Annotated in this window: 13 protein-coding genes; 6 read left to right on the top strand and 7 right to left on the bottom strand. The window is 69.1% G+C overall.

The window, feature by feature from the left end; all coding sequences use genetic code 11:
- The first annotated feature begins 1 nt into the window (after window position 1).
- Window positions 2-703 carry a hypothetical protein gene (locus tag H6717_12815; protein MCB9577896.1) on the top strand — a complete coding sequence of 234 codons (702 nt, stop codon included), beginning with the start codon at window positions 2-4 and terminating at the stop codon, window positions 701-703.
- Here the strand turns inward: H6717_12815 and H6717_12810 are convergent.
- The 5 genes from H6717_12810 to H6717_12790 form a co-directional block, all read right to left on the bottom strand.
- On the bottom strand, window positions 679-2,274 hold the full coding sequence (locus H6717_12810) for a serine/threonine protein kinase (protein MCB9577895.1): 1,596 nt from the start codon (window positions 2,272-2,274) through the stop codon (window positions 679-681). The two genes, H6717_12815 and H6717_12810, sit on opposite strands and share 25 nt — an antisense overlap.
- An 18-nt stretch (window positions 2,275-2,292) precedes the next feature.
- Window positions 2,293-2,793, bottom strand: coding sequence for a hypothetical protein (locus tag H6717_12805; protein MCB9577894.1), 501 nt, complete (start codon window positions 2,791-2,793; stop codon window positions 2,293-2,295).
- The gene (rsmA, locus tag H6717_12800) at window positions 2,790-3,617 is read right to left on the bottom strand and encodes a ribosomal RNA small subunit methyltransferase A (protein MCB9577893.1); all 828 of its coding nucleotides are present in this window, start codon (window positions 3,615-3,617) and stop codon (window positions 2,790-2,792) included. The genes H6717_12805 and rsmA overlap by 4 nt, the downstream gene beginning before the upstream one ends.
- A gap of 63 nt (window positions 3,618-3,680) precedes the next feature.
- Window positions 3,681-5,243 (bottom strand): DUF58 domain-containing protein, encoded by a 1,563-nt coding sequence (locus H6717_12795; GenBank protein MCB9577892.1) that lies wholly within the window; start codon window positions 5,241-5,243, stop codon window positions 3,681-3,683.
- Window positions 5,244-5,368: 125 nt separating this feature from the next.
- On the bottom strand, window positions 5,369-6,058 hold the full coding sequence (locus H6717_12790; protein MCB9577891.1) for an SDR family oxidoreductase: 690 nt from the start codon (window positions 6,056-6,058) through the stop codon (window positions 5,369-5,371).
- 53 nt (window positions 6,059-6,111) lie between these two features.
- On the opposite strand from H6717_12790, the gene H6717_12785 reads away from it, so the two are divergent.
- Window positions 6,112-6,654, top strand: coding sequence for a hypothetical protein (locus H6717_12785; GenBank protein MCB9577890.1), 543 nt, complete (start codon window positions 6,112-6,114; stop codon window positions 6,652-6,654).
- A gap of 1 nt (window position 6,655) precedes the next feature.
- On the opposite strand, the gene H6717_12780 is transcribed toward H6717_12785, so the two are convergent.
- A complete protein-coding gene (locus tag H6717_12780) occupies window positions 6,656-7,204 on the bottom strand; it encodes a hypothetical protein (GenBank protein MCB9577889.1) in 549 nt (182 codons plus the stop codon).
- 57 nt (window positions 7,205-7,261) lie between these two features.
- Between H6717_12780 and H6717_12775 the strand changes: the two genes are divergently transcribed.
- Both H6717_12775 and H6717_12770 read left to right on the top strand, forming a co-directional pair.
- Entirely contained in the window at window positions 7,262-8,332 is a 1,071-nt protein-coding gene (locus H6717_12775) for an alpha/beta fold hydrolase (protein MCB9577888.1), read from the top strand.
- Window positions 8,329-10,095, top strand: a complete 1,767-nt coding sequence (locus tag H6717_12770; protein MCB9577887.1) for a hypothetical protein — start codon at window positions 8,329-8,331, stop codon at window positions 10,093-10,095. Before H6717_12775 ends, H6717_12770 begins: the two co-directional genes overlap by 4 nt.
- Here H6717_12770 and H6717_12765 read toward each other — a convergent pair whose 3' ends face one another.
- On the bottom strand, window positions 10,096-11,517 hold the full coding sequence (locus H6717_12765) for a hypothetical protein (protein MCB9577886.1): 1,422 nt from the start codon (window positions 11,515-11,517) through the stop codon (window positions 10,096-10,098).
- 521 nt (window positions 11,518-12,038) lie between these two features.
- On the opposite strand from H6717_12765, the gene H6717_12760 reads away from it, so the two are divergent.
- Window positions 12,039-13,013, top strand: a complete 975-nt coding sequence (locus H6717_12760; protein MCB9577885.1) for an AraC family transcriptional regulator — start codon at window positions 12,039-12,041, stop codon at window positions 13,011-13,013.
- 18 nt (window positions 13,014-13,031) lie between these two features.
- Entirely contained in the window at window positions 13,032-14,267 is a 1,236-nt protein-coding gene (locus H6717_12755; GenBank protein MCB9577884.1) for a GtrA family protein, read from the top strand.
- The last annotated feature ends 70 nt before the right edge of the window (window positions 14,268-14,337 follow it).

The following is a 14,337-nucleotide window of genomic DNA, read 5'->3' as shown; positions in this document are numbered from 1 at the left end:
GGTGGGCAAGCGCTCGGCGGCCTTGCTGCTCCTGATCGCGTCGTGCGGGGCGCCGCTGCCGAGCACGACGCCGCTGGGCGAGGGGCCGAAGGTCGCGGCCGAGAAGCAGACCCGCGAGCGCGAGGCGCGAGCGCTCGAAGCGCGGCGCTCCGAGTCTGCGCCGGACGCGGGCGCTCCAAGCTCGCCGTCGCCCGAACCGGCAAAGCCGAAGAACGCGCCCGTGGCCAAGGCCGAGGACGCCGACGCGGACGCGGCGACGCCCAGCGAGGCGGACAAGCCCGGCGCCGCGTCGAAGCCCGCGGGCGCCGTCGTGCTGGCGGGTCTCTACGCCGGCAGCGACAGCTCCACCTTTCGCCTGTCCGGAATGCCCGAGCGCACGGAGAAGGATCCCAAGGCGAAGACCCGGGTCAGCGACAAGTCCGACGGCAGCGTGGACTTGATTGCCATCGACAGCTCCAACGGCAAGGACATCTGCACGTTGCACGCGACGCCCAAGGGCAAGGATCGCAAAGAGTTCACCGTGACGCCGGGTCAGCACTGTTTCGAGAGCGGCGCCGGGATGAGCGCGACGCTCACCTCCGGCAGCGCGCGTTTCGACGCTGGCAAGCTGACGTTGGACTTGGCGTTCGATCTCGAGGTCGGCAATCAGGACTTCACGCTCAGCGGCGAGCTCGTCTATCACTTCGAGGGCGACAAGAACTGATCGTCTCGCGCGTCGAGACTCACCCGCAGGGCGGTGGGCTCCGCCGAGGACTCGGGCGGCGCCGTCCAATCGACCCAGGCGTCTTGGGCGTCCGCCTCCGTCCAGGTACGGATCGGCAGATCCAAGAGCGCCCGCGAAAGCTCCCGGGCACTCTGCACCCGGTCGTCGGGGTTCTTTTCGAGGCACTTCAAGAGCAGCGCCTCCAGTCCGGGATCCAGCGCGCGTCCGGCGCGCTCAGAAGGCGGAACCGGCGCTTCGTGCAGGTGCTGAGCACAGACATCCATCACGGTGTTGCCTTCGAACACCGTGTGCCCCGTCAGCAGGAAGTACGCCACCGCCGCCAAGGCGTAGAGGTCGGCGCGGGCGTCCACGCTGGCAGGAGAGGTGATCGCTTCCGGAGCCATGTACATCGGTGTGCCGATCAACGCGTCGACGTTGCTGGCCGTCGCGTCGCCCCCCGGGGAGACGTCCTTTACCAGCCCGAAGTCGACCACCTTCGCCGTGTCGAGGACACCGCCGCGCTCGCAGAGCACGACGTTCGCGGGCTTGATGTCGCGGTGCACGAGCCCGGCGGCGTGCGCCTCGGACAACGCGCCCAGCACCTGGACCAGCACGTGCACCACTCGGCTTTCCGGCAGTGGTCCACGCTGCTCCACCAGCTTCTGCAGGTCGACGCCTTCCAGGTACTCCATCGCGTAGTAGAAGATGCCCTGCGGCGTACGGCCATAGTCGTAGATGGCGACCGTGTTCGGATGCGTCAGGCGGCTGGTGTTCTGCACTTCGCGCTCGAAGCGCGCCACCGTTTCGGCGCCCAGCCGCTCAGCGGGTAGCAGCTTGATGGCCGTCGGCCGCCGCAGCAGGGCGTGGCGGGCGCGATACACGGTGCCCATGCCACCTTCGCCAATCATGTCCATCAAGACGTACTGCCCCAAGCGCCGAGCCTCCGCGGCGCGTTCTCTCAACCCGAAGATGACCCGAGACGACAGCGTGGTGACGATCACGGAGATCACGCACCACAAGGCGGAGTAGAGCACGGGGCCCGGATTCAGCCCGGTTCGCTCACCGAGCTGCCACGCCACTCCCAGCACCGGCAGGCTCGCCAGGGAGCCCACCACGGCGGTCTGGCGCGACGTGCTGGGCACGATGGTGGCGCGCATGCTGAGGGTCATGAGCGCGATCAGGAGCACGACGAGATCGAGTCGCTCTTCCGGTCTGGCGTTGGCGACCGCGGCCATGATCCCGTAGCCCGCCATCGGACCCAGGGTCGCGCCCACGTCGAGGGCGAACAGCGTGCGGTGCTCGAGGTGCCCGCGGCGGGTGACGAGCCACACCGCGACCGCCAGCGTGGCTGCCGCAAGATGCCAGTAGGCCGGCGGATGCTGGAGCACCATGGTCGGTGTGATGCGCGGCGAGAGCAGCACCGCCAGGGCGTTGCCGACGAACAAGAAAGCGTAGGACACGAGCCCGGCCGTCTTGGCGTACAGGGCAATCCGCTCCTGCAACAGCGCCCGCGTCTCCTCGGTGGAAACCGGGGCCGAAGCGAAGCTCAGCGGGCGTGCTGGGGTGGGCACGGCTCGCGAGTATAGGCCTCAGTCGTTGTCGTCCGCACTCGCCTGCTCGCGCTCCGCCCGCCGTCGAGCAGCGGCGTCGTACACCAGGAAGGGGCGGTCGATGACGACGGCGTCCTCCACCGTCACCCGGATGTTCCAAGTGCCGATGGAGTCGCCTGGCGCGAAGGGCAGCTCTTCGTCGAAGCGACTGAGCCCCGCGCGGGCGGTGTCCTGCCCCAGCTTGGTGACGCGGCCCTTGCCGATGCGGCCATGGATGTCCCGCACCCGGCGCCCCGCCCCCGGCATGTCGATCTCCCAGTGGACCTCCACCGGGGTGCTGAGGGGCTGGGAGAACTCGATGCGAAAGCCCTGCGTCTGCTTGGCGCGGTCCAGGATCAGCGGGATCTCCTTGCGCTGTTGGATCTGGCCGCCGAAGAACACGCCGAAGCGTGCGCTGGCGACCAGGCCCGCGGGTTCGGGCCGAGCGCACCCGCTCGCGAGCAGACCGATCAGCGACAGGACGACGAGGGCTCGGTTCATGACAGCTCCTGGGCCATGTGGGCGAAGTCGAACACCGTCAGCGCTTCGCCTCGAAGAGTCAGGTCGATGCTCGCCCGCGCGGCGGCTCGTTCCACCCCAGGCACGCCGCTCCAGGCGTTCTTCAGCATCTTTCGCCGTTGTTCGAAGGCTCGGCTCACGAGCATGCGAAACACGTCCGTCTCTTCGGACACCGGCGTCGGTCGCGGGGTGAGCACCAGCACCGCGCTGTCCACGTTGGGCTGCGGGTAGAAAGCACCGCGCCGCAGCACGAACGCGCGGCTCGGCTCGAACTGCGCTTGAACGAAGACGCTGAGGGCGCCATAGCTCGCGCTGCCGGCGGCAGCCGCGACGCGATCGCAGACCTCGAGCTGGACCAAGAACACAGCGCGGTCCACGTGGCGTGCGACCGCCGTGGCGCGCTGCAAGAGCGGTCCGGTGAGCTGGTAGGGGAGGTTGCCGGCGAGCACGCGAGGGGCGGGACCCGGGGCCAGCAGCGCGACGAAGTCCGCGGTCTTGGCGTCCGCCTCCAGGATCTCGAGCCGGCCGCTCGCTTCGAAGCTCGACAGCTCTTGTCGGAGAATGGGGATCAGATCGCGATCGCGCTCGATGGCCACCACGCGCTCGGCTCGCTCGAGCAACGGTCGGGTCAGGGCGCCCAGGCCGGCCCCGATCTCCACCACCGAGCCGCCCGCGGGCGTGGTGCACAGCTCGGCGAGCTTGGCAGCCAGGTGGGCGTCCGCGAGGAAGTTCTGACCGAAGTGTTTCTTCGCTCGGAGACCGTGCTCGAGCAGCACGTCCTTCACGCGGCGGGGCGCCTCGGCCATCCTGGCTGTCGTACCCAGCCCGCGGGGATCTTGCCCAGTTTTGGGGGCGAAAGTAGACGGCGTCTACATTGGCGCGCGGAGGGGCGCCCGGGGGCGGGGTCGCTCCACATGGACGCCGAGGCGGCGCAGGGCGTGCTCCCCCCGCTCCTCCGCGACCCGCGCCCGGAGCGCTACGGCGTCCGCCACCACGCTCATCAGCTCGCCGCCGTCCCGCGGGATCCCCGGCTCCACCCGCATGCTCACCCAGCGCAGCTCCGCCCGACGATGGGGATGCCGCGCCAACGCCCGCTCGATGTCCGGGCGCGCGCCGAGGTCGGGCGCCGGCGACCACACGTACACCAGGCTGGGCCGGGGTTTCTCGCGCATGGCCCGAGACAGCGCCGCGGCCAACTGTTGGTCCGTCTTGCCGCGATCGGGCTCGAGCCGCGGGGGCGAGGCGATGCCGAAGGCGGCCAGGTAACTCCTGAGGGCGCGCTCCTGACGACTCTGGGCGTGGGCCGTTGCCTCCGGAAAGGGCGCGCGAGCCCGCACGCGATCCGCGCGCCGAGCGACGCGCTCCGTCTCCGTTGGACGCACCCCACGAGCGGCCGTCGGGTCGAGGGGTCGCATGTGCTCGAGCACTCGCAGCGCGACGTCCGTCTCGTCGAGCTCGCTGCGGTCGCCGTCGTAGGTGGTCGCGCGCTGGCACAGGCTCGTCATCAACGCGATACCATGAGCCGGCCCGCGATCCGGCGGGATCCACGACAGCACCCTGGACCCCACGATGGCGAGCCCCACGCGGTCTCCCCGCGCCAAGTGCCGCTGTGCGACGGCGGCGACTTCGTCCGCCGCGATGTCCAAGGGCGCCTTGCCCAGCACGCCGGACCACAGCTCCACCGACGCATCCAGCAGCAGCCATACCACGTCGCGCTCCTCGCGCTCGTAGTCGCGGACCATCAACTTTCCGCGGTGCGCCGACGCTTTCCATGCGATGCGCTTGAAGGGATCCCCGGGTTGGTGCTCGCGCAGCTCGCGGAGCTCCATGCCGTCTCCCGACAGCGGACCGGGGCGTCCTTCATCTGCACTCATGCGACTGCGGCCGCCTCGTGGCGAGCGCATCGCCGCCGCGAAGGGCCGCGGCAACACCTCCACGCCGAAGGGATTCGAGAACGTCAGCGGCACCTCGAACAAGCCGGGTCCGCCTTGCACCTCCAGGGACAGCCCGTGGATGCCGTGGTAGCCGATGCGATCCGCGCGCACGACGATCTTCACGGCCAACCGCCCGCCGGCGGCCACCTCGCCGCGGTCCGGCTCCACACGCACCTCCAGGCTGGGGGAGGCGACGGGCCGGAGCGCCACGTAGCGCGCGGCGCGTGTGTCGCGGTTGCGCACCTCCGCCTCGAGCTCGATCTCTTCGCCCCGCGCCACTCGCCGCACTCGCGGCTCGCTGCGCCACAGCATCTCGAAGCCCGCCGCGCGAATGCGCGCGATCCCCACCTGCGTCACGCTGCGGGCGACGGCCAGCCCGATCAGCAGCGCCCCGGTCCAGGCCACGATGGCGGCTTCTTGCGCGAGCAGCCCCACGCCAACGCCCACGATTCCGGCGATGGCCACGTCCACGGCAGCGCGGGTGGGATGGATCTGCACGAGCCCCGGAGGCTATTCGGTCCGCCCGCTGAACGGAACCAGGGTCCGCGACGGGTATCGCGCCGCACCCACAAACCCTCTCTGGAGGATGCAGATTTTGTTGGTCCGGCGCGATGCCCGTCGCGTCACCACGGATACGCAGTTCCGTCGTGGTTCAAGAAGCTGCCGCTCGCTGCCAGATCCATGGAGTCGAAGACGGCGAGCAGACGTCGCGCCGACTCGTCCACGGCCATGGTGGCGCCGGCGCCGCCCATGTCGGTCTTGACCCAACCCGGGTTCACGCCCACCACCGCGATGCCGTCCGATCGCAGCGCGTGGGACAGGTTCTTGGTGGCCATGTTGAGGGCGGCCTTGCTCATGCGATAAGCCCAGGCGCCGCCGCTGCCGTTGTCGGCGATGGAGCCCATGCCGGTGGACAGATTCAGGATGCGCTTGCCGGTGCCTTGGCGCAGTCGGTCGAGGAGCGCGCGGGTGACGCGCAGGGCGCCCAGGGCATTGGTCTGGTAGGTGCGGAGCGCGTCGTCGAAGTCGAGGTCTTCGAGGGACGTCATCTTGCCGATCACGCCGGCGTTGTTGATGAGGGCGTCCACGGGGCCGGGCGGCAAGGCCTCGGGGAGCGCCGCGGCGCTGTCGTCGCTGGCGACGTCCAGCGCCACGTGCCACAGGCGATCTCCGAAGCGCTGCGAGAGCGCCTTCAGGCTCTCGGCGTGCTTCGGATCCCGCGCGCTGGCGACGACCTCGTCCCCGCGCTCCAGGAGCTGCCGCGTGAGCTCCAGTCCGATCCCCCGATTGGCCCCGGTGACGACGATTCGCATGTGCACCTATTTCGGTCCGTCTCCGCGCGAGCGCAACCCCGTACACTGGCCACGTGGCGGTACCCGTGCAGCAATATCTCGCGGTGGACGGCTCCCCGGTGGAGCTCGTGGAGCGGAGCCCCGAACCGTCGCCGGTGCTCGATCGGCTGGCGCGCCTCGCGCCCTGGCTCAGGCGCACTCACGTGGTTGCCGAGGACGAACGGCTGCGGGTGAGCGGCGCATTCCCTCACGGCGAGATCACGTTCTGGGGACCCGTCGCCGGTCGCCAGCTCGAGCCCTTCGTCGAGCTGCTCAGGGCGCTCGCCACTCGCGAGGTAGACTACGACACGCCGGCGACGCCCGGGCGGCTGGCGGAGCTCACGCGATCCGTCGCCCTCGGCGTGGGCGTCAGCAGTCAGTGCCCGTACTGTCCGTCGGTGGCGGCGGCGGCGCTTCGCATCGCGTGCGCCGGCCCGCGGGTGGACGTCGTGATCGCGCGGGCGGATCTTGGCCTCTTCGGCGACGTGCGCGCGGTGCCGACGATTCGCGTCGACGGCGTGGTGCGCCGTACGGGCCCCACGTCGGAGTGGCAGCTCGTCGAGCTGGTAACGGCGTGACTCAATCGACGGACTTGCAGAAGTCGCTCGGCCGAGCGCGGCACAAGCTGCGAACGCGCTCGTCGAGGGCGTCGGCCGTCGTCGTGCTCGCGCTCACGCCCACGCCGTCGCGATAGAGCCGCGCCAGCTCGGAGCAGGCTTCCGGCTTGCGCGATTGACAGTCCGCGGCGAAGCGCTGCACGGCCAGCTTGCGCAAGAGCTCGGCTCGATCGTCGGCGCCGCTCTGCGCGCGACCTGTTGCAGCGCGCAGGCAGGCGGCGCCGTCGCCCCGGGCGCAGCCGAGGGCCGCCGTCTCGATCGCGTCCTTGCTCATCGCCGGCGGGGCGCTGGGCGCCGGCGGGGGCGGCGGCGGGAGGGTGACCGTGGCCGCCGTTTCCGTCGGTCCCGCGCTGGTGGTGCGCGGCGCCGCGACCTGGCTCACGGGCTGGAACGGCCGGGCGCTCGCCGAAGTGGGCGTGGGCGGTGGACTGGGGCCCAGGATCGCCGCCAGAGCGCCGAGCACGGCGCCCGCCAGGATGGCGAGGCTGGTGGTGCTCCGAGACCCGTCCATGGTGGGCCCATCATGGCACGCCCGAGCCCTTCGAAATGTGGTTACTTTGGGCCCGGCATGAGCTGGTCCGAGCCATCCACCTGGGCAGCGTGGGTCGTCCTCGCGATCGTCGTCGTCCTGATTGCCACCTGGGCGCACCTTCGTTTCTGGGAACGCCGGCTCGGTCGCGCCATGCCCTACGTGCTCGAGGAGCGCATCGAGACCGAGGATGGCAGCCGCATCGAGCTCCGTCGCGTGCCGGGAGGCGGGGGCAGCGAGCTGCCGCCGGTGTTGCTGGTGCATGGCGTGGGCGCCAACCACCGCAATCAAGATCTGGCGCCGGATCGTTCCCTCGCGCGCTATCTGGCGGAGCAGGGGCGGGACGTGTGGCTGCTCACGCTCCGCAGTGGCGTGCGCGGCGCGCGTCACGTGCGCTTCGAGAAGATGCTGGAGCACGATCTTCCGGTCGGCGTGCGGCGGGTGCTGGAGCTCACCGGACACGCCCAGCTCGACTACGTCGGCTTCAGCATGGGCGGCATGCTGCTGTACGCGGCCATCGCCCAGAGCCTGCCGGCGGAGCTGATCCGCCGGGTGGTGATCATCGGCTCCCCGGCCATCATCCGGGCGCCCACGCGCCTGCTGCTGCCCCGCTGGATCGCCCGCTTTCCTGCCGCCTGGGTGCCCACCGTGCGACTGAGCTTGGCAGCGCGCCTCACGGCCTTCGCCTCCGAGTGGTTCGTCACGCCCTTGCACCGCATCATCATGAATCCGGACAACGTCCCGCCCGGCATCGCCAAGCTCAGCATGGTCAACCTGGTGGCGGACGTGCCGGGACCCCTGAACATGGACTTTGCCGGGTGGGCGGTGGCCGGCGGCGCCTTCACCGTGGCCGGCCGCCCCGTGCTCGACGGCCTCGCTCGGGTGCAGGTCCCGGTGCTGTTCTTCGCGGGCGCGGCGGATCGTCTGGCGCCACCGGATTCGGTGCGCGCGGCCTACGACGCCTGGGGGGCACCCAAGAAGCAATTCGTGCTCCTGGGTCGCGACAACGGCGCCAGGGCGGACTACGGCCACGGCGACTTGGCCATCGGGACTCACGTGCGCGACGAGGTGTTCGAGCCGACCTTGCGCTTCCTCGGTGACGGCGAGTGAGACGACTGGCGCTGACCGCGGCCCTCGCGCTCCTCGTCCTGACGGCGCCTGCCCGGGCGGAGGACGCGAGCTATTCCGACTACGAGCAGGAGACCATCGACGACGCCGTCGGTCGACTGGGGGCCCGCATCGACGAGAGTCCCGATGGAAAGCGCATCGAAAGCGTCGAGATCGTCACCCTGGACGTGATCGAGAAGCGCGATCCGATCCCCGGGTTCTTCAACGTGTTCCACATCACCTCGCGCCCCTGGATCATCCGCCGCGAGCTGCTCTTCAAGTCCGGACAGCGCTACGACCGACGCCGAGTCGAGGAGTCCGCGCGGAACCTCCGGGGCCTCCGCCAGCTGTCCCTGGTGCTGGTGGTTCCGTTGGTCGGCTCGGACGACAGCAGCGTGCGCGTGCTGGTGATCACCAAAGACGTCTGGAGCCTGCGCCTCAACACGGATTTCCAGTATGTGGACGGGAAGCTCACGCGCCTCCTGCTACAGCCCGCCGAGGAGAACGTGCTCGGCACCCACACCATGGTCGGCGGCTTGTTCGTGCTGGAGCCTGCCACTTACTCCTTGGGCGCGCAGTTCATCGACCGTCGCGTCGCCGGCAGTCGCATCCAGGGCACCATCAGCGGCAACGTGATCTTCAATCGCAGCACGGGGGATCCGGAGGGCTCCTTCGGCACCTTCTCCTATGGTCAGCCGCTATTCTCCGCCGAAACGGAGTGGTCATGGAAAGCGCTGGTGAGCTGGCGGCAGGAGATCTTCCGCAGCTTCATCGGGGACACGGAGCGCACCTACGACGCCGAGATCACTGCTGTCGACGACCAGATCCCCTATGAGTACGACTCCGAGCGCTACTACGGGGCCTACCTGCTCACGCGCTCGTTCGGCCGTCGCTACAAGAACGACGTCTCCGTCGGCGTCGAGGCGGATCGCCGCTTCGCGCGGGCGAAGAACCTCTCCGGCGTGGATCCCGGCGCGGCCCGCGAGTTCGTTCGCACTCAGCTGCCCGTGCGCGACACGCGGGTGAGCCCTCTGGTGCAGTATCGCTCCTACACTTCGGACTACCATCGCGTGCTCGACTTCGAGACGCTGGGGCTGCAGGAAGACTTCCGCCTGGGTCACGAAATCGTGCTGCGTGCCTATCCTGCCAGCAAGGACGTGGGCGCCACCCGCAATCTGCTCGGGAGCTTCGTCTCCGCCGGTTACACCGCGCCTTTGGGGGACGGCCTGGCGCGGGCGATCGTGAGCAACACCCTCGAGCTCTCCACCCCGGAAGGCACGGATGGGTTGTTCGAGGTGAACACGCGAGTGGTGACGCCACGGCTCGGTTTTGGCCGGCTGGTGTACGACGGCCTGCTCCTCGACCGCTACCGCAACTACTACAACGAGCTCTTCACCATCGGAGGCAGCACGCGTCTCCGGGGCTACCCGCCGGAGGCGTTCATCGGCAAGGACGTGGTGGCGAGCAACCTCGAGTACCGCTCGCGCCCCCTGGAGGTGCTGTCGTCCCAGCTCGGCGCCGCGGCCTTCTACGACGTGGGCGATGCCTTCGACGGCTTCGAGACATTGCGCGTCAAGCACTCCGTCGGCTTTGGCATCCGCGCGCTCTTCCCGCAGGCCAATCGCATCGTGTTCCGGGCCGACTGGGGCTTCCCGCTGGGCGGTGGCTATCGAACGTTGCCCGGTTCGCTGTTCGTCACCTTCGGCCAGGCCTTCGGCATGCCGACGGCGTCCCCCCCGACGCTATCGAGCGATCTCGCCGACTGATCAGTGGTGGCCGCCGTGGTGGCCGCCGTGGTGGCCGCCGTGGTGACCGCCGCCGTGGCGCTTGCAGGTCCCCGCCTGCACCACGCCGAGGTTTTCCGAGTGCCGCTGGGGCGTGCCCATGTTGGTGAGCTGGATCAGGTTGGCGGCGCAGTTGTCGGTCTCGCTCGCCTCGTCGATGGTGTTGTCCGGATCCGCGCAGCTCTCGAGCACGTAGTAGCCGTCCGGCACGCCGCTGACCTCGATGTACTGATCGGGGAGGTACCACTCGTAGATGTCGGCCCAACCCGCGCTGATGCCTTGGATCAGGTAGTCGAAGGTGCCATCGCTGTACTGCGGAAATAGGCAATCAGGGGCGTTGTAGGTGCGGGGCGCGTCGCCCTTCTCCGCCCACTTGTCGATCTCCACGTCCACCATGCAGAAGCTCACCTTGTTGCTGGTGCGCACCGGAACGGTGTCCAACCGGTTGCCCTGCGCGTCGGAGCGCCACAGGGCCGCCTCGGCGAAGCTCGTGTAGTGGTAGTGCTGGTGCACGTCGTGGAACTCCCAGGTGCCGCCGTCTTGATCCGCGTGACCTCCGGCGCTGTCGTACACGCGCTGCGTCACATCACCATTGCTCGGGGGGTTCGGACCGCTGGGGATTGCGAACTGAAGCTCCGCCGGGCCCTGACCGCCATTGGCGATCACCTGATCGAAGCGTAGACACTCCTGCGCGCCCTCTTCCGCCTTCTCGCTGTCGAAGCAGCTTTCTCCCGGTGGGGGCTCGGGCTCGAACAACGGGAAGGAGGGGGTGTCGAAGGTCACCGTACGGGCCGAGCGGAACTGCAAGTTGGGCAGCAGCGGTCGCACCGGATGGACCTTCGGCTTGTACTCGACCTCCGCCAAGGCTTCGTAGCTCACGCTGGGGTTCACGTTGAAGGTCGGGTCGGTGGCGATCCACACGGTGTAGGTCCCGTTTTCGGGCGCCTCGATCCACAGCGACTGCGAGGTCGCGATCACGCCCTCGCTCTTCCCACGCAGCACACCGTCCTTGTAGACATAGAGGTTCAGGGTATCGAACTCGCCGCAGCAGCCGGGCACGTCGGGGGGGAGCTGATGGGGCCCGGGGTCGCCGAACCAGCGCAGTGCCACCTGCACGCCGCCGGGGCGGTTCTTGTTCTTGAAGGCGCCGTGGGGCAGCTTCACCTTCAGCTGGAAGCTCTCGCAGTTCACCCCCGGACCGCACTCCGGAGGAGCCCCGGGGCCCGGCGCGTCTTCGGGCCCCACACTGCCGGTCCACAGCACCGGCTTCCACAGGCTGTGGAGCACGTTCGAACCCGACACGGCCGCCGAGCTGGTGCTCGTCTGCTCCGTCGTTCCGTCACTCCCCCCACATCCCAGTAGCGTCAATCCAACCAACCCCGAAACGACCAGCGCAGCTCTCATTCGCCCAACCTCCGATAATGACTTCACAGATTGACGATTGTCATGTTTGCCTTCAATCACCTCACGGGGCGATGCGAGCGGCCCCTACATCGCGGTACTCGCACTCCACTTTCTTTTTTCGGGGTTTGTCGCTGCGGCGCGGAACCTCGCGCTCACGCGTCGTCGCGCATGCACGAAAAAAAGTTCGCGCAAGTCGTCACTCCACCCCGCGCGGGCACGTTCATCCGTCGCGCACTCCCCCGTCGCGCACTCCCCACGTGCCCTTCACGACGCAGGAGACGTTCGTCCGCGCAACGTCACCAGCGCCCCCCTCGGAGCCGCCGGTCAACTCGGGCCCCGCCCCGTCCACCGCGGTCCTGCCCGTCCACCCCGGCCGGCCCTCGACCGGCGGCGAGGGACATTCGCCATCCGAGCCGGTGGTGTAATTTTCCCCGATTGTTGGGGCTGACTGGACGGTCAGCATGTTCTGCTCTATGCATCTTGCCCGTTAGTACGAACCCTTTGGTGGGAGGCTGTCATACATGGACGTCTTGACGGACGTGCTGAACACGGTGCGGGTCAGCGCTGCGTGCTACGGGCGGGTGGAAGCCACGGCGCCCTGGGGCATTCGGGTCAACTTGGGGGAGGACCCGAAGTTCCACGTGGTGCTCCAGGGGCGCTGCTGGCTCGAGGTCGAAGGCCAGGGGGAACCGGTGGAGCTGGAGGCGGGGGATCTGTTCGCGCTGCCGCACGGTCACGCCCATGCGCTGCGGGATGCCCACGGTACCACCACCATCGGGATGGAAGAGCTGTTCGAGCGCAACAAGCCCGAGGGCGCCGCGGCGGATCAGCGCTGCTCCGGCGGCGTGCTGCGCGTGGGGGGCGGCGGTCCCTCCACGCTCTTGGTGAGCGGGCGGGTACGCTTCGACGACCCGCGAAACAACCCCGTCCTGCGCGTGCTCCCGCCGCTGGTGCTGATCCGCGGCAAAGATGGCCGAGCGGTGCACTGGCTCGAATCGACCTTGCGCTTCATCGCGTGCGAGGCGTCTTCCAATCGACCGGGCGCCGAGACGGTGATCAATCGCCTCGCCGACGTGCTCTTCATTCAGATCGTTCGTGGCTATCTGGCCAGCACTCCTCAAGACACTCGGGGCTGGCTCCGCGCGCTGTCGGACGCGCAGATCGGCGCCTCCCTCGGCCTCATCCACCAGCGGCCAGAGAGCAGCTGGACGGTCGCTTCGCTGGCCAACAAGGTGGGCATGTCGCGCTCGACCTTCGCCGGCCGCTTCGCCGAGCTGGTGGGCGAACCGCCGCTGCACTACCTCACTCGCTGGCGCATGCAGAAGGCGGCCGCGCTGCTGCGAGACGGCCAGGCCACCCTGGCCGACATCGCCGATCGCGTCGGGTACGAGTCCGAAGCGGCCTTCAGCAAGGCCTTCAAGCGTTGGGTGGGGACGGCGCCCGGGGCCTACCGGCGCGCGGCCAAGAACGGGGCGGCTACGAGCGTCGCAGCCTGAGGAGCAGAGGGGCCCACCGTGCTCGCGAGCCTGAAGCACTGGATCGAGGGTGATCTGTCGCCCTTCGGCCGTGTGATCACGGCTGCGGGGCCCGCGCTGCTGGTGCTCGGGTACTTGCTCGTCGGGGCGCTGGTGTTCGCCGTGCGGAACGCTCGGCGCGGACCGTTTCGCGACGCGGACGTGGAAGGACGTGGCGCAACGCCCATCATCGGCATGTGGTGGCGTCGCTTCTTCGTGTGGTCCATGCGCCCGGTGATGGCGCTGTTGGTGTGGATGCGTCTTCCGCCGAACGCCATCACCACGCTGTCGCTGCTGCTTTCGCTGGCCGCCGCGGTCGCCGTGGCGGCCGGGCGTTTCGCCCTCGGTGGCTGGCTGTTTCTCGGCTCGGGGCTGTGCGACTACCTCGACGGCCGCCTGGCCCGCGCGGAACGCGTCGCCAGCCCTGCTGGAGCTTTGCTGGACTCCGTGCTGGACCGCTACGTGGAAGGCGTCGTGTACGTGGGGCTCGCCTGGTACTATCGCGAGACGTGGGTGCTGATCGCGGTGCTGGTGGCGCTGCTGGGCGCGTTGCTCGTGCCCTATGTGCGCGCTCGGGGTGAAGCCCTCGGTGTCCGTTTCGACAACGTCGGCGTGGTGCAGCGCACCGAGCGCGTCGTGATCATCGGTCTCTCGTTGGCGTTGGCGCCCATCGTCGAGGTGCTCGTCAACCCGCTGGAGCCGCATCCCATTCATCGCCTCACGGTGGTCGCCGTGGTGCTGTTGGCGGCCGCCACTCAGGTGAGCGCGTTTCAGCGCCTGCTGTTTGCCCGGCGCGCCCTGGAGCCCGACCAGCAGCGGCCGCCCACTCGCGTGCTGGGGCGCGGCGGCTTGATCCGGAACGTGGTGGCGGCCTTCGTCGCCACCGCCAGCGACTTCGCCGTGGTCGCCTTGCTCGTCAGTCGGGGTGTCGCTTCACCGGCCATCGCCACGGTGCTCGGTTGCGTCGTCGGCGGCATCGTCAACTTCTCGATGAACCGCATCTGGACCTTCGCCAGCAATCAGCCCACGGGGCCGCAAGCCGGACGCTACTTGGTGGTCACCACCTCCAGCGCTGCGCTGAACGGCGGCTTGGTGGCCGTGCTGCTGCTGCTGGACAGCGTGCCCTATCAGCTCGCCTGGCTGGTGGTGCGCGGCGCCGTGTTCCTGACCTGGAACTTCCCGCTCCAGAAGAATTACGTGTTCTTGCGGACCACGGACGAGCCCAGCGGCGCGTGACGGGATCGCGCCGGACCGACACCCAAACGAAGAATGCGGTGTCGGTCCGCTTCTGAGGTCGCGATTCAGG

It is taken from the genome of Polyangiaceae bacterium (assembly GCA_020633235.1).
Classification (GTDB): Bacteria; Myxococcota_A; Polyangia; order Polyangiales; family Polyangiaceae; genus JACKEA01.
This window is presented reverse-complemented; position numbering and strand designations above follow the sequence as displayed.

Coding starts and splice junctions, on each gene's coding strand:
- H6717_12790 (MCB9577891.1), bottom strand. CDS start 6,058: ATGCGAATCGTCGTCACCGGGGCCAATCGGGGGATCGGACTGGAGCTC.
- H6717_12765 (MCB9577886.1), bottom strand. CDS start 11,517: ATGAGAGCTGCGCTGGTCGTTTCGGGGTTGGTTGGATTGACGCTACTG.
- H6717_12805 (MCB9577894.1), bottom strand. CDS start 2,793: ATGAACCGAGCCCTCGTCGTCCTGTCGCTGATCGGTCTGCTCGCGAGC.
- H6717_12780 (MCB9577889.1), bottom strand. CDS start 7,204: ATGGACGGGTCTCGGAGCACCACCAGCCTCGCCATCCTGGCGGGCGCC.
- H6717_12760 (MCB9577885.1), top strand. CDS start 12,039: ATGGACGTCTTGACGGACGTGCTGAACACGGTGCGGGTCAGCGCTGCG.
- rsmA (MCB9577893.1), bottom strand. CDS start 3,617: ATGGCCGAGGCGCCCCGCCGCGTGAAGGACGTGCTGCTCGAGCACGGT.
- H6717_12775 (MCB9577888.1), top strand. CDS start 7,262: ATGAGCTGGTCCGAGCCATCCACCTGGGCAGCGTGGGTCGTCCTCGCG.